General features: G+C 72.1%; 15 protein-coding genes. 6 read left to right on the top strand and 9 right to left on the bottom strand.

Annotated elements, in window-relative coordinates; translation table 11 throughout:
- Positions 1 to 2: 2 nt before the first annotated feature.
- Positions 3 to 3,071 (top strand): FtsX-like permease family protein, encoded by a 3,069-nt coding sequence (locus BLV76_RS08195; protein WP_342712394.1) that lies wholly within the window; start codon positions 3 to 5, stop codon positions 3,069 to 3,071.
- 12 nt (positions 3,072 to 3,083) lie between these two features.
- Here BLV76_RS08195 and BLV76_RS08200 read toward each other — a convergent pair whose 3' ends face one another.
- The 3 genes from BLV76_RS08200 to BLV76_RS08210 form a co-directional block, all read right to left on the bottom strand.
- On the bottom strand, positions 3,084 to 3,860 hold the full coding sequence (locus tag BLV76_RS08200) for a response regulator transcription factor (protein ID WP_090972483.1): 777 nt from the start codon (positions 3,858 to 3,860) through the stop codon (positions 3,084 to 3,086).
- A gap of 275 nt (positions 3,861 to 4,135) precedes the next feature.
- Positions 4,136 to 4,966: a response regulator transcription factor gene (locus tag BLV76_RS08205; RefSeq protein WP_090968688.1), complete on the bottom strand. Its 831-nt coding sequence runs from the start codon at positions 4,964 to 4,966 to the stop codon at positions 4,136 to 4,138.
- Between the two features lie 197 nt (positions 4,967 to 5,163).
- Positions 5,164 to 6,084, bottom strand: coding sequence for a GNAT family N-acetyltransferase (locus BLV76_RS08210; RefSeq protein ID WP_090968689.1), 921 nt, complete (start codon positions 6,082 to 6,084; stop codon positions 5,164 to 5,166).
- A gap of 94 nt (positions 6,085 to 6,178) precedes the next feature.
- Here BLV76_RS08210 and BLV76_RS08215 point away from each other — a divergent pair, with 94 nt between their 5' ends.
- Positions 6,179 to 7,912, top strand: a complete 1,734-nt coding sequence (locus BLV76_RS08215) for a DEAD/DEAH box helicase (RefSeq protein ID WP_245734598.1) — start codon at positions 6,179 to 6,181, stop codon at positions 7,910 to 7,912.
- Between the two features lie 101 nt (positions 7,913 to 8,013).
- Here BLV76_RS08215 and BLV76_RS08220 read toward each other — a convergent pair whose 3' ends face one another.
- From BLV76_RS08220 to BLV76_RS23300, 3 genes are all read right to left on the bottom strand, one after another.
- Entirely contained in the window at positions 8,014 to 8,475 is a 462-nt protein-coding gene (locus BLV76_RS08220) for a DoxX family protein (RefSeq protein ID WP_090968691.1), read from the bottom strand.
- Between the two features lie 187 nt (positions 8,476 to 8,662).
- A complete protein-coding gene (locus BLV76_RS08225) occupies positions 8,663 to 9,232 on the bottom strand; it encodes a YceI family protein (protein ID WP_090968692.1) in 570 nt (189 codons plus the stop codon).
- Positions 9,233 to 9,406: 174 nt separating this feature from the next.
- On the bottom strand, positions 9,407 to 9,532 hold the full coding sequence (locus tag BLV76_RS23300; protein WP_281246155.1) for a hypothetical protein: 126 nt from the start codon (positions 9,530 to 9,532) through the stop codon (positions 9,407 to 9,409).
- Positions 9,533 to 9,779: 247 nt separating this feature from the next.
- Between BLV76_RS23300 and BLV76_RS08230 the strand changes: the two genes are divergently transcribed.
- The gene (locus BLV76_RS08230; protein ID WP_090968693.1) at positions 9,780 to 10,040 is read left to right on the top strand and encodes a hypothetical protein; all 261 of its coding nucleotides are present in this window, start codon (positions 9,780 to 9,782) and stop codon (positions 10,038 to 10,040) included.
- Positions 10,041 to 10,054: 14 nt separating this feature from the next.
- A complete protein-coding gene (gene glmS / locus BLV76_RS08235; RefSeq protein ID WP_090968694.1) occupies positions 10,055 to 11,878 on the top strand; it encodes a glutamine--fructose-6-phosphate transaminase (isomerizing) in 1,824 nt (607 codons plus the stop codon).
- A 247-nt stretch (positions 11,879 to 12,125) separates the two neighbouring features.
- Here glmS and BLV76_RS08240 read toward each other — a convergent pair whose 3' ends face one another.
- The 3 genes from BLV76_RS08240 to BLV76_RS08250 all read right to left on the bottom strand — a co-directional run bounded on the left by BLV76_RS08240 (position 12,126) and on the right by BLV76_RS08250 (position 15,716).
- Positions 12,126 to 13,505: a hypothetical protein gene (locus tag BLV76_RS08240; protein ID WP_090968695.1), complete on the bottom strand. Its 1,380-nt coding sequence runs from the start codon at positions 13,503 to 13,505 to the stop codon at positions 12,126 to 12,128.
- Between the two features lie 61 nt (positions 13,506 to 13,566).
- Positions 13,567 to 15,126, bottom strand: coding sequence for a glycerol-3-phosphate dehydrogenase/oxidase (locus BLV76_RS08245; RefSeq protein WP_090968696.1), 1,560 nt, complete (start codon positions 15,124 to 15,126; stop codon positions 13,567 to 13,569).
- Positions 15,123 to 15,716 carry a TetR/AcrR family transcriptional regulator gene (locus BLV76_RS08250; protein WP_090968697.1) on the bottom strand — a complete coding sequence of 198 codons (594 nt, stop codon included), beginning with the start codon at positions 15,714 to 15,716 and terminating at the stop codon, positions 15,123 to 15,125. The genes BLV76_RS08245 and BLV76_RS08250 overlap by 4 nt, the downstream gene beginning before the upstream one ends.
- A 17-nt stretch (positions 15,717 to 15,733) precedes the next feature.
- Between BLV76_RS08250 and BLV76_RS08255 the strand changes: the two genes are divergently transcribed.
- Positions 15,734 to 17,317 (top strand): FAD-binding oxidoreductase, encoded by a 1,584-nt coding sequence (locus BLV76_RS08255; protein ID WP_245734599.1) that lies wholly within the window; start codon positions 15,734 to 15,736, stop codon positions 17,315 to 17,317.
- 177 nt (positions 17,318 to 17,494) lie between these two features.
- The gene (locus BLV76_RS08260; protein WP_090968698.1) at positions 17,495 to 20,533 is read left to right on the top strand and encodes an amidase; all 3,039 of its coding nucleotides are present in this window, start codon (positions 17,495 to 17,497) and stop codon (positions 20,531 to 20,533) included.
- Positions 20,534 to 20,569 lie beyond the last annotated feature (36 nt).

Consider the following 20,569-nt stretch of genomic DNA (forward strand, 5'->3'; position numbering starts at 1 on the left):
AGATGCTCGGTGCCATCCTCCGCGGGCTGCGCGCCCGCGCCCTGCTGTCCTCGGGCTCGGTCCTGCTGACCGCGCTGGCCATCGGCTCGGCCGTGCTCGGCCCGGTGTTCGCCGCCGCGGTGACCAACTCCTACGTCGTGACCCGCCTCAACGAGGCGCCCGCCGGCCTCACCGGGACCAGCCGGGTCTTCACGCCCGGCGGCGCGATGAGCACCGCCGAGGCGACCGAGGACGCCGTCGCCGCGACCACCTCGCTCAACCAGGGTCCGTGGGGCGACACGGTCGCGACCGTGGAGTCCGAGCGCTTCATGGCCCTGCGCGGAGCCGTGCGCTTCTGGGCGCGCGACGGTGCGTGCGACGTCCTCGAGGTCACCGGCCGGTGCCCGGAGAAGCCCGGCGAGGTGCTGCTCCTCGCGAAGTCGGCCGAGCGGGCCGGGGCGAGCATCGGGGAGCCGCTCGACCTGGTCGGCTTCGAGCCCGGGGCGCTGAAGGGGCTGGGCCTGCCCCGGCCGCCGCTGCGCACCGTCACGGTCGTCGGCACCTACACGACCCCCAGGACCGACGACCACTGGCTGGTGCCCAGTCGGCTCACGGTGACCAACGAGGCGACCAGCGACAGGGGAGGCGGCTACGCGCCCTACTTCCCCGGCCCGATCTTCACCACGCCCGAGACGATCGAGCAGCTCGGCGACTGGACGGTGCGCGTCGACACGTTCCTCGACGTGCCGCCCGACGTCACGCCTGCCGACCTCGCTGTCGCTGCCCGCTCCGCCGCCGCGATCCCGGCCGACACGACGCTCGACGTCGAGGGCGGCACCCTGACCGACGACGGCACCAACGACCTCGGTGCGGTCGTGCAGGAGGTCGAGGACCAGCAGGCCACCGCCCGCAGCTCGATCGCGCCGGCGGTGCTGTCCCTCGTCCTCGTCGCGCTGGCCCTGCTCATGCGGCTGCTCAACGCCGCCAGCGAGCTGCGGGTGCCCGAGCTCGCCCTGGCCTCGCTGCGTGGCGTGACCTCGCGCCGGCTGTGGGGCCTCGGCCTCGCCGAGCCGGTCACGCTGCTCCTGCTCGCGACCCCGATCGGGGCCGGCCTCGGCGTTGGCTTCTCGCTCCTGCTCGTCCGCCAGTGGCTGGTGCCGGGCCTGCCGCTGCCGCTCCCGGCGGCGAGCTGGATCGCCGCCGCGCTGGTGCTGGTGTCGGCCTTCGCCGTCGCGTGCGTCGCGGTCGGCCTGGTGGTGCGCGAGTCGCTGGCCTCCCAGCTCGCCGGCGTCCGACGCCCCGTGGCCGCGCGCCGCTGGTCCGTGGTCGCGCAGCTGACGCTCGTCGCGCTGGCCGCGGCGATCCTGGTCAGCAAGCTCTCCGACGCCGGGCAGGGCGACCCCGACGTCACCGACCTGCTGCTGCCCGTGCTGCTGGCCGTGGTCGCCGGGCTCGGCGCCACCCGCCTCACCTCCGCGCTCGCCACGTGGTGGACCCGTCGCTCGCGCGGCCGGTCGCTCAGCGGCTTCGTGTCGTCGCGGGCGCTCTCCCGGCGCCAGGAGGGCACGCTGGTGATCCTGCCGATCACCGCCGCCATCGCCGTCGCCGTCTTCGGCGCCGGCGTCTACTCCTCGGCCGCCGACTGGCGCACCAGCGTCGCCGCGACGATCTCGCCGGCCGACACGACGTGGCACTCGCCGGTGAGCTTCGCCGAGACGCTCGAGCTCACGAGGCGCATCGACCCCGAGGGCCAGTGGGTGATGGCCGCCGGCTCGGTGCTCAACCCCGGCGCGAACTTCTCGGTGGTCGACAGCAGCCGGCTCGCGACCGTGGCGACCTGGCCGCCGACCTGGAGCCCGGGCCTGGACGTCGACCAGGTGGTCGCCGCGATCAAGCCGCCCGGCACCGTGCCGACCTTCGCCGGCCGGCGGATCTCCGTCACCGTCGACAACCAGGTCGCGTCCGACGGCCCGCTCGCCCTCGAGGTGCGCTTCGGCCGACGCGACGGCATCCCGCTGAAGGTCTACCTCGGTCCCTACGACCGCGGCGAGTCGACGAGCTCGGCCAAGGTGCCCTGGTGCGGCGACGTGCCGTGCCCGATCGAGGGGATGACCCTCGGTGGCGGCGCCGGCACCAACACCGCCATGTCGGGGACCGCCACGATCACCGCGATCGACGCCGACGGCGAGCCCGTGCCCGGGGTCCTGGGCGACGCCGACTGGGTCGCCACCCCCGACCCGGCCGTGCGCAGCGCGATCACCGGGCTGGAGGTGACCGACACCGGCATCGACCTCGACCTCGACACCGGCGACTCGGTCGGCATGGCCCGGCTCACCGCCGGTGGCATCGTCGAGCGCCGACCGGCTCTCGAGGGACCGAAGGTGCGACAGACCGCGCTCGCCAAGCTCGACGAGGGCTTCGGCCTGATCCGGGTCGACCCGGTCGGCCGGGTGGAGGGCATGCCGTTCGTCGGTCCGTCCGGCCTGCTCGTCGACTACTCGTCCTTCATCACCGACCGCCCGGTCTACGACAGCAACCTCGACACGCGCGTCCTCCAGCGCGCCGGCGCGCCCGCCGAGATCACCGACGCGCTGTCGGCGGCCGGGCTGAGCATCGAGTCGACGCTCGCGGGGGAGCGGCAGGTGCTCGACCAGACGGCGTACGCCCTCGCGCTGCGGCTCTACGGGGTCGTCGCCGCCCTCGTGCTGGTGATGGCGCTGGCCGGCCTGTTCGTCAGCGCGGCGGTCCAGCTCCCGGCCCGCCGGCGGGACGCCGCGGCGCTCCGCGTGGTCGGCGTGCCCCGCGCATCGGTGATGGTCGCCGTGGTGCGCGAGCTCGCCGTCGTGCTCGGCAGTGCCGCGATCGCCGGCATCCTGGCCGGCTCGCTGGCGCAGTACGTCGTCCTCCGCACCATCACGCTCGGCTATGCCGAGGGCCTGGCGACCCCTGCGCTGGTGGCCACCATCTCGCCGGTGCGCCTGGTCGTCCTCGCCCTGCTCGCAGCCGCGGTGTTCGGCGCGGTGGCGCTGGTCAGCGCGTCGATGACGGTGCGCGGTGCCCGCGGCTCGACGCTGCGGGAGTCGGCCCGCTGACGCTCGCCCGCGTCAGGGGCAGCAGGGGTCGAACCGGAAGCCGACGCCGCGGATCGTGCGGATCCACTCGTTGTCGGGGGCGGCGTTGCGCAGCTTGCGGCGCAGGTTGGCCAGGTGCACGTCGACGACGTGGGTGCTGTCGGGGACGAACTCGGTCGCCCAGACCGCACGCAGCAGCTCCTCGCGCGGCACCACGACGCCGGAGTTGGCGACGAGGTGGGCGAGCAGGTCGAACTCCGTGCGGGTGAGGTCGATCTCGACACCCCCGACGAGCACCTCGCGGGCGCCGCGGTTGAGCGTCAGGTGCCGGCAGCCGAGGGTGGGCAGCGCGGCCACGGCGATCCCGCCGGTGGGCTCGGTCGAGCGCAGCGCGGCGGTGCCCTGGGTGGTGTGCCCGGGCTCGCTGACCAGCGCCTCGGAGGTGCGCGGACGGCGGAAGAGGGCGGCGACGCGCGCCTGGAGCTCGCGCATCGAGAAGGGCTTGACGAGGTAGTCGTCGGCGCCGACCTCGAGGCCGATCAGCCGGTCGACCTCGGCGGTGCGGCCGCTGACCACGATGACGTAGCAGTCGCTCACCAGGCGGATCTGGCGGCAGACCTCGACGCCGTCGATGTCGGGGAGGGAGAGGTCGAGCGTGACGAGGTCGGGCTTGCGCTCCCGGATGACGGCCAGGGCGTCGGCCCCGGTCGAGGCGACGACCACGTCGAAGCCCGCCTGGTCGAGGAGCTTGGAGATGACGTCGCCGACATCGTGGTCGTCCTCGACGACCACGGCAATGCGTTCATTCATCATCAGTCAGGCTCCTGTTGACGATCCAACTACCCGGGACCGAGGCAGCCAAACCATGGGCAGGCCACCGATTCCTGACCGGCCCGCTGGTGCGGGTCGACCGGAGCCGGGCTCGGTGCGGGTCCCCACGACCGCCGAGCCACTACCGATGTTAGGTGGTGATGCCACGGCGTGGGGGCGAATCGCCCCGACTGCCGTTCATCGGCCGTTGGTGTCCCGGACGCGCCGACCCCGTGGCCGGGCACCGCAGGGCGCCGGACCACGGGGATATGACGTCAGAAGTCGAGGCCCTTGGCCCAGTCCTCGGAGTCGAAGTGCGCCACCAGGAAGGGGCCGCCGCCGGCGCGACGCTCGCGCGGATCGTCCTCGCGGTCCATCCGGTAGCCGATGCCGCGGATCGTGTGGATCCACGTCGCCGCCGAGTGCCGGCGCAGCTTGCCGCGGAGGTTGGCGACGTGGACGTCGACCAGGTGGTGGTCGTGCGTCAGCGCGCTGCTCCAGATGGCCAGGACCATCTCCTCCCGGGTGCAGACCCGGGAGAGGTGCGTGGCGAGGTACTCCAGGACGTCGTACTCGATGCGGGTCAGGTCGACGATCATCCCGTCGACCTGCACCTCGCGGCGTGCGGAGTTGATGACGAGGCCGGCACCGCAGTTGATGGTGCTCGGCTCGTCCGCCGGACGGGCCGGGCTCGGCACGTGCGGCGCCTGCGCGGCCGCCTCCTCCGTAGCCCCGCTGGAGCGCGGCCGTCGGAACAGCGCCGCCACCCGTGCGCGCAGCTCGCGCGGCGAGAAGGGCTTGAGCACGAAGTCGTCGGCGCCGACCTCGAGGCCGATGAGCTTGTCGACCTCGTCGGACCGTGCGGACACGATCACGATGTAGCAGTCGCTGGTCTCACGGATCCGACGGCACACCTCGATGCCGTCCATGTGCGGCAGCGTCAGGTCGAGCGTGACCAGGTCGGGCGGGTCGTCGGCTGCGATCCCCACCGCAGCACGGCCGTCCGGGGCCGACGTGACGCGGAATCCCGCGCCTTCGAGCGTCTCGACCAGGGCCGAGGAGATGTCTGGATCGTCCTCGACGACCAGGGCATGAAGATCTTGCACGTGTTACCCCCACTGAATCACTGCAGAAGCGGGGACCCCACGTCCCCACCGTGGCGCCGCCCGAGAGGGCGTCGATCGATATTAAGGGCAGGTTCACCGCAAAAACAGTGGTGCTAGCCGGTGTGGACACCCGGTCTAGACATGCTGATCTGCGAAATCAGTGGCCAGAATCGCCGGTGGCCACGGTTTCCGTGACGTCAGGACAGGTCCACCGCGCGATTGACCCAGATGGTTCCTGCCACCATCCCCACTCGTTCGTAGAGACCCAGTGCCCCCGTCCGCGAGTCGGTGCTCAGCTCGGAGGTCGTGGCGCCGTGCTCGCGCGCCCGGGCGAAGGAGTCGACGAGCAGTGCTTGGGCGATCCCGCGGTTGCGCTGGTCGCGGCGCACCGCCAGCCGGTCGACGTAGCCGGTCGTGCCGTCCTCGGACACCAGCACGAGCGAGACGCCGACCACGGCACCGTCGGCGTCGAGCGCGACGCGCAGGTTCCACGGCTCGAAACCGGGGCGACCGACCAGCGAGGCCTCGAAGTCCTCGAACGCCTCCCGGTCGCGCTCCGACCACTCGAGGAACGCGTCCTCCAGCACGTCGTGGGCCGCGCGCCGCTCGTCCGGCGCCGCGGTGCGGACGACGTAGCCCTCCGGCAGGTCGCGCTCGGCGATCGTCGTGCCCTCGGGCAGCGTGAGCACCCAGCTCGTCCAGCGCACCCGGAACCCGAGCTCCTCCAGCAGCCGGTCGCCCGGGGAGCCCTGGGGCACCGGCATCCCGACGATGCTCGACCCGAGGCTGCGGCCGAGGTCCTGCAGCCAGCCGGCCAGCCAGGTGCCGATGCCGCGGCCGCGGTGGGAGGGCAGGACGGCGGTGTCGGCGCGGTCGGCGCCCATCAGCTCGGCGTACGCCACCAGGGTCTCGCCGTCCCACACCCCGACCGACCGGGCACCGAGGTCGTGGCTGGGGCGCGCCCAGTCGCTGACGATGTCGGCCTCCTCGATCGCGACCTGGCCGATGTCCTCCTGCTCCTGGGCGACCATCAGCACGAAGACGGCGTGGGCGTCGGACCTCGTCAGCGGGCGGGTGGTGAGCCCAGCGGGCAGCTGTGCCTGATCGGGAGGAGCCATGTGGGGAGTGTGCTGCCTCACGTCGGTGCCTGTCGCGGGCATTTCCAGCCCCCGAGGAATGCCCGTTTCACGCCTGAAGCCCTACCGTTGTCGGGTGAGTGACGACCAGCCCGAAGCACCTGAGCAGAACTTCTCCGACCTCGGCCTCGCGCCCGAGGTCCTCAAGGCGCTGGCCGACGTCGGGTACGAGACCCCCTCGCAGATCCAGGCGCTGACCATCCCGCCGCTGCTCGAGGGCCGCCACGTCGTGGGCCTCGCCCAGACCGGCACCGGCAAGACGGCCGCGTTCGCGCTGCCGATCCTGTCGCAGCTCGACATGGACCAGAAGACCCCGCAGGCGCTCGTCCTCGCCCCGACCCGCGAGCTCGCGCTGCAGGTCTCGGAGGCCTTCGAGAAGTACGCCGCCCACATGAAGGGCGTCCGCGTCCTGCCGATCTACGGCGGCCAGGGCTACGGCGTCCAGCTCTCCGCCCTGCGCCGCGGGGTGCACGTCGTCGTCGGCACCCCGGGCCGCATCATGGACCACCTCGAGAAGGGCACGCTCGACCTCAGCGAGCTCCGCTTCCTCGTCCTCGACGAGGCCGACGAGATGCTCAAGATGGGCTTCGCCGAGGACGTCGAGACGATCCTCGCCGACACCCCGGACGACAAGCACGTCGCCCTCTTCTCTGCGACCATGCCGGCCCAGATCCGCCGGATCTCGAAGAAGTACCTCGAGGACCCCGTCGAGATCACCGTCAAGAACAAGACGACGACCTCGTCCACGATCACCCAGCGCTACCTGATCGTGTCCTACCCGCAGAAGGTCGACGCCCTCACCCGCATCCTCGAGGTCGAGAACTTCGAGGGGATGATCGTCTTCGTCCGCACGAAGAACGAGACCGAGACGCTCGCCGAGAAGCTCCGCGCCCGCGGCTACTCCGCGATGGCCATCAACGGCGACGTCGCTCAGGTCCAGCGTGAGCGCACGGTCAACCAGCTCAAGGCCGGCAAGCTCGACATCCTCGTCGCCACCGACGTCGCCGCCCGCGGCCTCGACGTCGAGCGGATCAGCCACGTCGTCAACTACGACATCCCGACCGACACCGAGTCCTACGTCCACCGCATCGGTCGCACCGGCCGTGCCGGTCGCAGCGGTGACTCGATCGCCTTCGTCACCCCGCGCGAGCGCCACCTGCTCCGCGCGATCGAGAAGGCGACCCGCCAGCCGCTGACCCAGATGCAGCTGCCGACGGTCGACGACGTCAACGCGACCCGCCTCTCGCGCTTCGACGACCAGATCACCCAGGCGCTGACCGAGCCCGAGCGCATCGACTTCTTCCGCGACGTGGTCTCCCACTACGTCGAGGAGCACGACGTCCCCGAGGTCGACGTCGCAGCCGCGCTGGCCGCGGTGATGCACGGGGAGCAGCCGCTCCTGCTCGAGCCCGAGCCCGAGCCGCGCCAGCGGTCCTTCGAGGAGCGCTCGACCCACGCGGGCAAGGGCGAGCGGCAGCCGCGGGAGTCGCGCAGCGGCGCGCCGATGGCGGCGTACCGCATCGAGGTCGGCAAGCGCCACAAGGTCGAGCCGCGCCAGATCGTGGGCGCCCTGGCCAACGAGGGCGGCCTGTCGCGCGGCGACTTCGGCTACATCTCGATCAAGCCCGACTTCTCCGTCGTGGAGCTCCCCGCCGACCTGCCCGCCGGCACGCTCGATCGCCTCGCCGGCACCCGCATCTCCGGCAAGCTCATCGAGATCAAGCCGGACAACGGCCCCTATCGCGGTCGTCCCGGTGGCGGCCACAAGGGTGGATCCGGCGGCTACAAGGGCAAGCGCCCGCGCACCTGAGCTTCGTGGATCGGGGCGGTCACCGGATATCCGGTGACCGCCCCGCTTCGCACCCCAGATCTCGGCCGACAAGCGGGAGACTCGGGTGCACAGCACGCCACTCAGGCCGAGACGAGCTCCTGCTCGCGCTCGCTGGTACGACGGCGGGTGAGGAGCGCGTCGACCGAGAGCCGGCCGGGTCCGGTGCCGGCGAGCACGAGGCCGAGGGCGCCGAGCACCATGACCAGCTCGTAGCCGCCCTCGCCCGCGAAGAAGGCGTCGCGGTGGACGTACCACCACGCGCCCGCCATGTTGGCCGCCCACAGCACCCCGACGACCGGGGTGAGGGCGCCGAGCAGGATCAGCACGCCGCCGCCGACCTCGATCGAGATCGCGAAGAGCGCGGCCGCGCCCGCGGCCGGGATGCCCATGGCCTCGAAGCCCTCGGCCGTGCCGCCGAGCCCGCCCTGGTCGAGCTTCTGCAGGCCGTGGGCCACCATCGTCACGCCGAGGGCGATGCGCCCCACGAGCAGGGCGACGTCGGCGGTGGGGGTGGTGCGGGGATGGATCGTGGGGATGTTCATCGTCTCTACCTCCGAGTGGTTGACGGTTGAACCATCAACGGTAGGCGGGGAACATGTGAGGAACCTGTGAGCCGACCGGGCACTTGCTCCCCGTCACGTGCAGCGACCGGGCGCTTCCTCCCCGTGTTGCGGGAGGAAGCGCCCGGTCGGCGTGCGTGACGGGGACGAAGTGCCCGGTCGGTGGAGGTCAGGCGCTCTTGATGGCCGAGACGTCGAACTCGAGCTTGATCTTCTCGGAGACGAGGACGCCGCCGGTCTCGAGCGCGGCGTTCCAGGTGAGGCCCCAGTCCTTGCGGTTGATGGTGGTCTCGCCCTCGAAGCCGACGCGGGTGTTGCCGAACGGGTCGACGGCCGAGCCGGTCTGCTCGAACTCGATCGTGACGGGCTTGGTGACGTCCTTGATGGTCAGGTCGCCGGTGATGGTCCAGTCGGAGCCCGACTTGGAGACCTCGGTGGAGGAGAACGTGATGGCCGGGTAGGTCTCGGCGTCGAAGAAGTCGGCGGACTTGAGGTGGCCGTCGCGGTCCGCGGTGCCGGACTCGATCGAGGCGACCTCGATGGAGAGGTCGACCTTGGAGTTCGACGGGGTGGCCTCGTCGATCTTCGCGGTGCCGCTGAAGGCGTGGAACTGGCCGCGGACCTTGGTGACCATCGCGTGGCGGGCGACGAAGCCGAGGCGGCTGTGCGTGACGTCGAGGGCGTAGTCGCCGGAGATGTCGTCGATGGCGGTGGTGGGGGCGTCGAAGGCGCTGGACATGGCGTGGTCTCCTGAGGTGTCGGGTTGTTGATCCAAGATTCAACCAAACGAACGTACACCGTCGGCGGATCATTCCCCAGAGGCGCGAGGAATTTCCTGTCGCCCGGACATGCCACGAGCCGCCTCCCCGGGCGGGGACGCGGCTCGTGGTGTGACTGGTGAAGACCTGGCCGCTCAGGCTGCCTTGCTCTGGGCAACTCCGGCGATCGACCAGTGTGCCTCCATGCGGGTGCGACCCGACGCATCCGTGACGGCGACCCAGGTGCAGACCGGCACTGCGGACATCGTGTGCTTGCTCATGTGACACCTCCCGTTCACTTTCTGTTCACCTAAGGTAGCACGTCCCCACTGGCACACACCACTTTCGCTGGAAGTCGTCGAACTTCCCCCACTTGCGGTCCCAGAGCATCACCGAAGCGGTGTCGGCACTCCACCTGGGGCGGATGTGACTACCACTCGAAGGCAACCTGAGTGGCTGAAGTGAGATTTCTGCCCGATTTCGGGCAGGAAGTTGGCATCGGGTCGATTTCCCGGCACGATCTGACGTGTGCCGGACCCCGCACTCGTCGCCCACGTCGTCGCCACCACCTCGCTCACCCCGGGCGAGGCGGCACGGGTCATCGACGACGTGATCGCCTTCCACGCCCAGAGCGTGGAGGACTACGTGCGCACCCGGCACGCCCATCTCAAGACCTTCGGCGCGAAGAACCCCGAGATCTTCGCCCGCATCGCCGAGGAGCTCGGCCAACGCGTCGTCGCGGCTCCCGAGCTCAGCGAGCGCCAGCTGCGCCGGATCATCTACACGTGAGGAAGACCTGAAGCATGTGCGGAATCGTCGGCTACATCGGCCGCCAGGACGCGGCCCCCCTCGTCCTCGAAGGACTCACCCGCCTCGAGCACCGGGGCTACGACTCGGCCGGGGTCGCCGTCCTCGGCAACCGCGGCCTCCGGGTCGCCAAGCAGGCCGGCCGCGTGCGCGACCTGACGGCGAACCTGCCCAAGCGGTTCGCCGGCACGACCGGGATCGGCCACACCCGCTGGGCCACGCACGGCCCGGCCAACGACGTCAACGCCCATCCCCACACCGACGAGTCCGGCCGGGTGGCGGTCGTGCACAACGGGATCATCGACAACGCCGCCGCGCTGCGCGCCGAGCTCACCGACGCCGGCACCGCGCTGGCGAGCGACACCGACACGGAGGTGCTCGCGCACCTCGTCGCCCGCAGCGACGCCGACACCCTCGAGGGCAAGGTCCGCGACGCGCTCGCCGCCGTCGTCGGGACGTACGGCCTCGCGGTGCTCCACGCCGACTTCCCGGACCGCATCGTCGTGGCCCGCAACGGCAGCCCGCTGGTGGTCGGGGTGGGTGACAAGGAGATGTACGTCGCCTCGGACCTGGCCGCGATCGTGCGCCACACCACGACGGTGGCGATGCTCGACGACGGCGAGATGGCGACCGTGACGGCTGCCGGCTTCCACACGATGCGGCACTCCGACCTGATCCACACAGGCAAGACGGCGAGCGAGGTCGACATCGACGCCTCGGCCTACGACGCCGGCGAGCACGAGTCCTACATGCGCAAGGAGATCCTCGAGCAGCCGACGACGGCGCAGGCCGTGCTCCGAGGCCGGCTCGACGAGCGCTTCGGCACCGCGCACCTCGGCGGTCTCGACATGGACGCGCGCGACCTGCGGGCCGTGCGTCGGGTGAAGATCCTCGGCTGCGGCTCCGCCTACTACGTCGGGCAGATGGGCGCCGCCCTGATCGAGGAGCTCGCCCGGATCCCCGCCGACGCCGAGGCCGCCAGCGAGTTCCGCTACCGCAACCCGGTGATCGAGCCCGACACGCTCTACGTCGCGGTCAGCCAGTCCGGCGAGACCATCGACACGCTGCTCGCGGTCCAGGAGGTACGCCGCAAGGGCGGGCGCTGCGTCGGCCTCGTCAACGTCGTCGGCTCGGCCATCGCGCGTGAGTGCGACGGCGGCATCTACCTGCACGCCGGTCCCGAGGTCGCGGTGGCGAGCACCAAGGCACTGACCAACATGTTCCTCGCCTTCGCGCTGCTGGCCCTCCAGCTGGGCCGCGTCCGCGACCTGTCGATCGCCGACGGCAAGCGGCTGGTGGCCGGCCTCGAGCGGCTGCCCGGCCAGATCGAGGAGGTGCTCGCCGGCGAGGCCGACCTGGTCGAGGTCGCCCACTCGCTGGCCGAGGCGGAGAGCCTCTTCTTCATCGGCCGGGTGCGCGGATTCCCGGTGGCCCGCGAGGGCGCGCAGAAGTTCAAGGAGATCAGCTACCGGCACGCCGAGGCCTACCAGACCTCCGAGCTCAAGCACGGACCGCTCGCGCTGATCGACCCCGCCGTGCCGACCGTCGCGCTGGTGCCGCAGGACGAGCTGACCGAGCGCAACATCGGGGCGCTGCACGAGATCGCCGCGCGCTCCGGACCACTCGTCGTGGTCACCCACGAGGACGTGGGCCTCGGCGGCATCGATGCCCGCCGGGTCGTCGTACCCCGCAACGAGCCGGAGCTCGACCCGATCCTGCTGACCATCCCGCTGCAGCTGCTCGCCTACCACGCGGCGCAGCACCTCGGCCACGACATCGACAAGCCGCGCAACCTCGCCAAGAGCGTGACAGTGGAGTAGGAGGGCGCGGCAACGAGGACGCGCGAGCGGGCCTCCAGCGCAGCGGGGGAGCGGCGTGGCAACGACGACGCGCGAGCGGGCCTCCAGCACCGAGGACACGGCGAGCGGAGCGGGCCCAAGGAAATGGACTGGGCGCCCCTTGCTGCATGGGGTCAGCAAGGGGCGCGCCGTGGAGAACGATCCCACCCTCATCGGCGTCCTGTCCGTGCTTCTCCGGAAGAACAGCGGGATTTTGCTGTCCGCTGGATCAGCCGTTGCCGAGGCGGACTTCCAGCGACCCCATCACGTCCGGCGGGACGGTCAGGACAGCCGTCGACAGGCCGAGGTCGCCGTCTTCCGGCGCGAACTGGCTCGGCATGTCGGGAGTCAGTGTCGTGACGCCCTGGTCGGGGTACGCGCTGGAGAAACCGCTGGCGAGCGACATCCGCCAGTCGGTGAGCGAGGCCGACGGGTTGCTCGCGGTGACGCTCACGCCGCCTCCCGTCGGACGAGGGCCCGGCAGGCCCTCCGTGTAGGGGCCGACGACCCACTGGCCGGGCGTGGCGGAGGTGTACGTCACGGGCGGGCCGTCGAGGGTGAGTGCCGGAGCGACGGCGGCGGCCCGCACGCGCAGCGAGAACGACTCGACGGGCGACGAGCCGACGACGGCGACCGACATCCGGTAGGTGCCGTCCGTGGGCAGCTGCCAGGGCCCGCGAAGGAACCAGTCGCAGGACGGCGAGGTCGGCGTGCCCGGGCACCTCGTCATCACGTCGCTGTTGACCCAGCGGCCGTCGGGGCCGAGCACCTGGGTGCGCGGCCGGCCGTTGCTGACGACCGTGCCGGAGTCGTCGACCAGCTCCGGGTACACCCACTGACCGGCTCGTGCGCTGAAGGCGACCAGGTGCTCGCGCCCGCCGATCCCGGAGTTGGCGAGGGCGACGGCACTGCCGTCCAGGGTGGCGGTGTGGTCGAGGGTGCGGGATACGGCGATCGTGCTGCCGGGGGCGGCGGCGACGAACGTGCGGCCCGGCGTCTCCAGCGACAACCAGCCGTGGCCGAGCTCCTCGTCGAGCGTCCGGTCAGGCAGGACCAGGTGACGAGGCGTCTGCGAGGGACGGACCGAGAGTCGCTCGTCGTCGCTGACCCGGACCTGCAGCAGGTGGGTGACGTCGGGGTCGTCGCCGACCTCCGTGCCCGGACCGTCGACGTCTGCCTGCTGGACGACGACGCCGCGCACCTGCAGGCGGATCCGCGCGCGGAAGTCGGGGCACGGCCGCACCACGGCGGTGTAGGTCCCGGTGCGCGGGAGCCTCCAGTAGCCGGTGGCCCACGGTGTCACGGGGCTTCCGTCGGCGCGGCGCAGCGTCGTGCGCACGCACGGGTTCGGCTGCCAGCCGGACCAGTGGGCCAGCTCGACGAGGCGGCCCTTGCGGCCGGTGAAGGTCAGCCGGACCGACGGTCGCTTGCCGTCGTACCGCACAGGCTTGTGGCCCAGCCGCACGTCGCGGCTCAGCGGCGACTTCGGGGAGGCGGAGCCCGAGGCGGCCCCGGCCGCCGGTGCGGCCGAGGCGACGCTGGTGACGAGGGCCGGGCCCGGGACGAGGAGGGCGAGCGCGAGCGCGCAACCTCCGAGACGACGCAGCATGGGTTCCCCGTTCGGTGGGTGTGTGCGGTGGAGACGCCGCCGGCGCGGGAAAGGTTGCGTCCTAGGGTGCGAGGCTGTCGACTCGTGCCGACACCAGGTCGAGCGCCCGCCTCGCCAGCGGCTCCGTGACCGTGCGGTCGGCGTCGACGAGGCCGACCCGGGTCCGCCGGTCGAGGAGGTCGTCGACGTCGTGCGCGCCCTCGTGGGTGATCGCGAACACGAGCTCGGCGAGGGTGACCGGGACCGTGTCCGAGGCGGGTGCGAGGAGCTCGTCGTCGGCGAGCCCGGTGACCTCGCGGGCGGTGGCCAGGACGAGGGCGGCGTCGGTGCCGAAGCGGCGTACGAGCCGGGGGTCGGCGTCGACGTGCCGCAGCTCCTCGGGACCCGCGGCGCCCAGCAGGGGGAGGGCAGCAGTGCGGCACGGGTCGGCCTCGAGGCGGCCGTCGGCGACCAGGGAGTCGAGGACCTCCTGCGCCATCCGGCGGTAGGTCGTCAGCTTGCCGCCGACGATCGTCGTCAGCCCACTCGTCGAGGTGAGGATCGCGTGCTGTCGCGACAGGTCGGCCGTCGTGTCGGTGCCGGCGACCTCGAGCAGCGGGCGGAGGCCGGCGTAGACCCCGACCACGTCCTCGCGGGTCGGCGGCGTGGTGAAGGCCGACGCGACGACGTCGAGCAGGAACTCGACCTCGCCGGGGCTCGGCACCGGCACGTCCGGCACGGCCCCGGTGACCGGCACGTCGGTGAGTCCGACGTAGATCGTGCCGTCAGGCTGGGGCAGCACCATCGCGAAGCGCGCGGTCGTGCCCGGGATCGGCACCATCACCGCGACCCGCGTGTGCGGGAGAGAGTCGCCGCGGAGGACGAGGTGCGTGCCGCGGCTGGGCCGCAGCCGGACCTGGTCGTCGAGGTCGCCAGCCCACACACCGGTCGCGTTGACGACCGCCTTCGCGCGGACGTCGTACGCCACCCCGGTGAGCTCGTCGCGCAGCCGGACGCCCGTGCCGGTGGCGGAGGTGACGCGGGCGCGCGTGCGCACCTCGGCGCCGTGGGACGCTGCCGTGCGCGCCACGGCGACCACGAGCCGCGCGTCGTCCTCGAGCTGCCCGTCCCAGCCGAGCAGCCCTCCGCGGAGGGTGTCGGCGCGCAGTGCCGGGGCGAGGCTGAGGGTCTCGGTGGCGTTGAGCCGACGGGGCCGGGGGAGGGTGCGCGCGGTGGTGTGGGCGGTGCGGCGGAGCACGTCGCCGGCGTGGAGGCCGGCCCACGTGAGTGCCGCCTTGCCCCGGGTCATCGTGTCGTTGACCGGCGTGAGCATCGGCAGCGGGCGGACGAGGTGCGGGGCGGTGACGTCCATCAGGGTCCCGCGCTCGACGGCGCTCTCGTGGGCGATCGCGAGCTGGCCCTGGGCGAGGTAGCGCAGGCCGCCGTGCACGAGCTTGGACGACCAGCGCGACGTGCCGAAGGCGAGGTCGTGGGCGTCGACGGCGAGCACGGTGAGCCCACGCGTCGCGGCGTCGAGGGCGACCCCGGCGCCGGTGATGCCGAGCCCGACGACCACGACGTCGACCTCGTCCGGGACGCCCTCGAGTCCGGGCGTGATCCGGGTCGCCGGAGTCTCCGTCATCGGGGTGCCAGGGAGGAGGAGACCAGGTGGAGGAGCTGGCCGTCGAGCAGCTCGAGGCTGACCTGGTCGTCGGTCATCGTGAGCGCGGAGAAGACGTAGCCCTGGCCGGCCAGCATCAGGCCGCGGGCCATCAGCACCGGGTCGCCGCCGTGGATCGTGCCGGCCTCCTGGCCGCTCTCGATCTCGGCGGCCAGGATCTCGATGAGGGCCTCCTGCGAGCGACCGCGGCGGTCGAGCAGGTAGGGCAGCATCAGGTCGGGGTCGAGCTCGACGATGCGGACGAAGAGCTCGTTGTCGCGCAGCGCGCGGACCGTCGACAGGGCGGCCGCCGCGATCCCCTGGGGCGTGGTCGTGTCTGCCGCCGCGACGCGCGTCGCGGCGGCGATCCCGACCCACTCGCGGGTCATCAGGTCGCCGAGCAGCGAGCCCATGTCGGGCCACGCGCGATAGATCGTCATCCGCGAGACGCCGGCGCGCCGGGCGACCTCGGTCAGCGTCGTGCGCCGCCACCCGACGTCGAGGATGCAGTCGCGCGCGGAGTCGAGGTAGGCGTCGAGTCGCGGATCGCTGATGTGACGAAGTGACGACATGTGTCACACTGTAACGCATGACCGTTGAGACGCCCACCGTCGAGATGCACCCCCAGCGCTGGGGCGACCCCGCCGCGGCGGCCGACCTGCCGGAGTCCGCACGCGGCCTGGTCGAGCTCGCCTTCGGGCTGCAGGACCGGCCGGCGGTCACCGACGCGCGGCCGCCGGCAAGCACGCTCGACGAGGCACTGCTCGACGGGCTGCGCGCGATCGTGGGGGAGGCGCACGTCCTTCTCGACGACCGGACCCGCACCCTGCGCACCCGCGGCAAGTCGACGCCCGACCTGCTCCGCGCCCGCGCCGGCGACCTGTCCGACGCCCCCGACGCCGTGGTCCGCCCGGACGGCCACGGCGAGGTCGCGGCGCTGCTCGCGTGGGCGAGCGAGCACCGGGTCGCGGTCGTGCCGTTCGGCGGCGGCACCTGCGTGACCGGCGGTCTCGCGGCACGTCGCGACGGCTTCGCCGGGCTGGTGAGCCTCGACCTGGTCCGGATGAAGCGGCTGCTCGCCGTCGACGAGGTGTCGATGACCGCCACCCTCGAGCCCGGCCTGCGCGGACCCGAGGCCGAGGCACTGCTCGGCGAGCACGGGCTCACGCTCGGGCACTACCCGCAGTCGTTCGAGCACGCCTCGATCGGCGGCTTCGCGGCCACGCGGTCGAGCGGCCAGTCGAGCGCCGGCTACGGCCGCTTCGACGCGATGGTCGTCGGCCTCACCGCCGCGACCCCCACGGGCTCGCTCGACCTCGGCTCCGCGCCCGCCAACGCCGCCGGCCCCGACCTGCGCCAGCTGCTGCTGGGCTCGGAGGGAGCCTTCGGCGTCATCACCTCGGTCACCGTGCGGGTGCGTCGCGCGCCCGCCGAGACGGCGTACGACGGTTGGCGCTGGTCGTCGTTCGACGCGGGCTCCGACGCGATGCGCACCCTCGCGCAGGCCGGGCTGCTGCCGACGGTGATCCGCCTGTCCGACGAGAACGAGACGGTGATCAACCTCGCCGACCCGTCGTCGATCGGCGGGACCGACGACCCCGGCTGCCTGATGGTCACCGGCTACGAAGGCACCGCGTCCCAGGTCGCGGCCGGGCGCGAGGCGGTCACCGCCGTGCTGACGGACCTCGGCGGCACGCCGCTCGGCACCGGGCCGGGCGACGCGTGGGTCCACGGCCGGTTCCACGCGCCGTACCTCCGCGACTCGCTGCTCGACCACGGCGTGCTCGTCGAGACGCTCGAGACCGCGACGTTCTGGTCGAACCGCGAGCGGTTGTACGCCGACGTGAAGGCCGCGCTCACCTCGTCGCTGGGCGAGGGTGCGCTGGTGCTCTGCCACGTCTCGCACGTCTACGAGACCGGGTGCTCGCTCTACTTCACCGTCGCCGTGCCGCAGGGCGAGGACCCGCTGGCGCAGTGGCAGGTCGCCAAGGCCGCGGCGAGCGACGCGATGGTCGCCGCCGGCGCGACGATCACCCACCACCACGCCGTCGGCACCGACCACCGGCCGTGGCTCGCACAGGAGATCGGCGAGGTCGGGGTGCGGGTGCTGCGGGCCGTGAAGGCCGAGCTCGACCCGGCCGGGATCCTCAACCCGGGGGTCCTCATCCCGTAGTTTCTGGCGTCTCCGCTTCGCTTCGGCGCGTGTCCGCGCGGTGGGTGGTCGTCACTCGTTCCAAAGTCGGAACTTGGAACGTTACACAGCCGAAACGGGGACCGTCTCCGGTCGACATGAACGGCTCATAGAAATCAGGCGCCTTCACCCCCGACCTCGAGAGGCGCTTGATACGTCATGTCCTTCACCCCCTCCGGGCGCACCGCCCGCCTCGTCGCCCTCCCGGCGATCGCGGCCGTCGCCCTCGGCTCCCTCGCCGTGACCCCCGGCGCCCAGGCGCTGACCAGCGTCACGACCGCCAACTCCGCCACCATCAGCATCAACGACGCCCGCCGCCCCGGCCTCGACACCGGCTCGATCCGCAACGTCAGCGGATCGCGGATGGAGGGCTTCGGCAACATCTTCGTCCACGTCGACGCGCCCGCCGGCGAGGAGCCGCGGATGAACGACCAGATGATGCGCGGCTTCGGCCTGACCGCGACCTCGCCCGGATCGTACGCCTCCACGAAGTCGGTCCGTCTCGGGGACGTGCTGATGACGAGGAAGGTCCAGGTCGCGACGGCCAGCAACACGACCAGCTTCTTCGACACCTTCACCAACACCGCGACCGAGCCGGTCACGCTCGACGTGTCGTTCGGTGGCTCGCTAGGCTCCGGCCTCACGGCGACGACCAGCCCCAACAAGGCCACGATCAGCGCGTCGAGCAGCGGCGACAACGCCGTCGGCACCGCGGACACGTGGATCACGGCGACCACCCCCGGCGCCACCCGTCCGACCGGCGTCGTCGTCGGCTCGGGCGTGGGTGCGCTCGGTGACCAGCAGTCCAACCCGTTCGAGACGGCGTACGTCCCCACGGGCAGCCGCGCCAACGACCTCGGCTTCGTCCGGACGCTCACCATCGAGCCCGGTGCGACCGAGTCGCTGATGCAGTACGTCGTCATCGGCGCGCTGTCGGACACCACGCAGATCGCGACCGACACCGCCGCCCTCGCGGCGTCGCCGAACCTCTCGACGCTCACCGTCGACGAGATCTGCACGCTGCAGAACATCGACATCACGTCCTACGCCGCGGCCTGCGCGGGCGCCGAGCCGCTGAAGGTGCCGGCCGCCGAGGTCGACGTCGAGCACACCACCGACGTCGCCTACGACGTCACGGGCAAGACGATCGCCCAGCTCCAGGCCGACATGGTCGCGGGCAAGGTCACCTCGGTGCAGGTCACCAAGGCCTACCTCGACCGCATCGAGGCCTACGACGACGGGGCGCTCGGCTTCCACGCCTTCATCACCGTCGCGAAGGACGCCGTCGCCCAGGCGATGGCCGCCGACGAGGCCCGCAAGGCCGGTCGCACCGGCGACCTGCTCGGCATCCCGATCGCGCTCAAGGACATCTACGACACGAAGGACATGCCCACCTCCGGCGGCACGCTCGCGCTGAAGGACTGGGAGCCGAAGAAGGACGCCTGGCAGGTCGCGAGGCTGCGCGAGGCGGGCGCCGTGATGATCGGCAAGACCGTGCTCTCGGAGTTCGCCAACTCCGGCTCGTTCAGCGAGAGCGGCTTCAAGCAGGTCTGGAACGCGCTCTACCCGTCCAAGACGTCGTTCGGCTCCAGCGGCGGCTCGGCCACCGCGGTCGCCGCCGACCTCGCGGCCGCGGCCATGGGCACCCAGACCGGTGTCTCGCTCTACGCCCCGTCGACCGGCGCCAGCCTGACGACGTTCCGCGGCACCGACGGCCTCGCCAGCACCAACGGCGTCATGCCGCTGACCTGGGCCACCGACTACGCCGGCCCGATGGCGAAGTCGGTCACCGACGTCGCGTCGCTGCTCGACGCCACCTCGACGCAGGCGACGGGCAACAACCCCGACGACCTGCTCACCAGCCGCGTCGACAACAGCCTGCGCCCGGTCGAGTGGAAGTCGTCGCTCCGGCCCGACGCGCTCCAGGGCAAGGTCATCGGCTACGTCCCGACCGCCTTCGCCTCGACCGCGATCATCGACGACAACGCCGGTGCCGTCGCCCTGGCGGACGCCAGGGCCGCCATCGAGGCCGCCGGTGGCACGCTCGTCGCGCTGCCCTCCGGCGCCGCGACCGCCCCCACCAACCCGCCGGCGGCCGGCTACCCGACCACCGGCAGCGCCGGCTCGGAGGGCTGGGAGCGCTACATCGGCGAGGACCGTCCCGCCACCTTCCCGATGACGGCGAAGCAGCTGCTGGAGAACCCGCTCAACCTGCCCTACAACGTCTCCGGCAACTACAGCTACAACCCGATGGACGACACCAGCGTCGCCAACCTGCTGGCCCGCCGCGACGCCTACAAGGTCAACGCCGACACCTGGATGGACACCGCGTTCGGCCAGTCGGTCGACGCCGTGATCTACCCGGGCTTCCTCACCAGCGTCGGCAACAACGACGCCGCGTCGGCGATCTTCAGCTCCGACCGGGCGTCCGGCGTCATCACCCAGGGCGTCGGCCTGCCGACGGCGATCCTGCCGATCGGCGCGAACGACGAGGGCCAGTCCAACAACGTGCAGATCGTCGGCCGGGCCTGGGACGACGCCGCCGTCCTCGGCTACGCGTACGCCGTCGAGCAGCGGGCGCGGGCCGCGATGCACACCGAGTTCGCTCCTGCCCTCGCGTGGAGCGGCCCGGCCGCGTCGACGACCTCGGTGAGCCTCGGCTCGACCGCGACCACCTACGGGTCGACGACCACGGCGACCGTCACCGTCGCCGCCGACCCGGCAGCCACGGGCGCCGTCTCGGTCCAGGTCGCCGGCACGACCGTCACCGGCACCCTCGCCGGCGGCACGGCCACCGTCACCCTCCCGGCCACCACGCCGGTGGGCACCCACCTGGTCACGGCGTCGTACGCCGGCTCGGCGACCGTCGCCGCGAGCGCCGCGACCACGACGCTCAAGGTCACCCGCGCCGCGCCGACGATCACGGCCAAGCTGGTGAGGACCAAGGTGAAGGTCGGCCAGAAGGTCAAGGTCAGGGTCGCGGTCAGCACCACCGGAACGGCCACCGTCCTGGTCTACGACGGCACCAAGGTGATCCGGACGCGGTCGGTGACCGGCAGCAAGGTGATGTCGCTCGGCAAGCTCGCGCGCGGCAAGCACAAGATCCGGCTCCACGTGGTCGCGGGTGAGGAGTACGCCGCCGCCACCAGCCGGACCCTCCACCTCAAGGTCGTGAAGGCCAGGAAGAAGAGGAAGTAGCTCCACCGCCACGGCTGGGCGAGCGTGTCGACACCA

It is taken from the genome of Nocardioides exalbidus (genome assembly GCF_900105585.1).
GTDB lineage: Bacteria > Actinomycetota > Actinomycetes > Propionibacteriales > Nocardioidaceae > Nocardioides > Nocardioides exalbidus.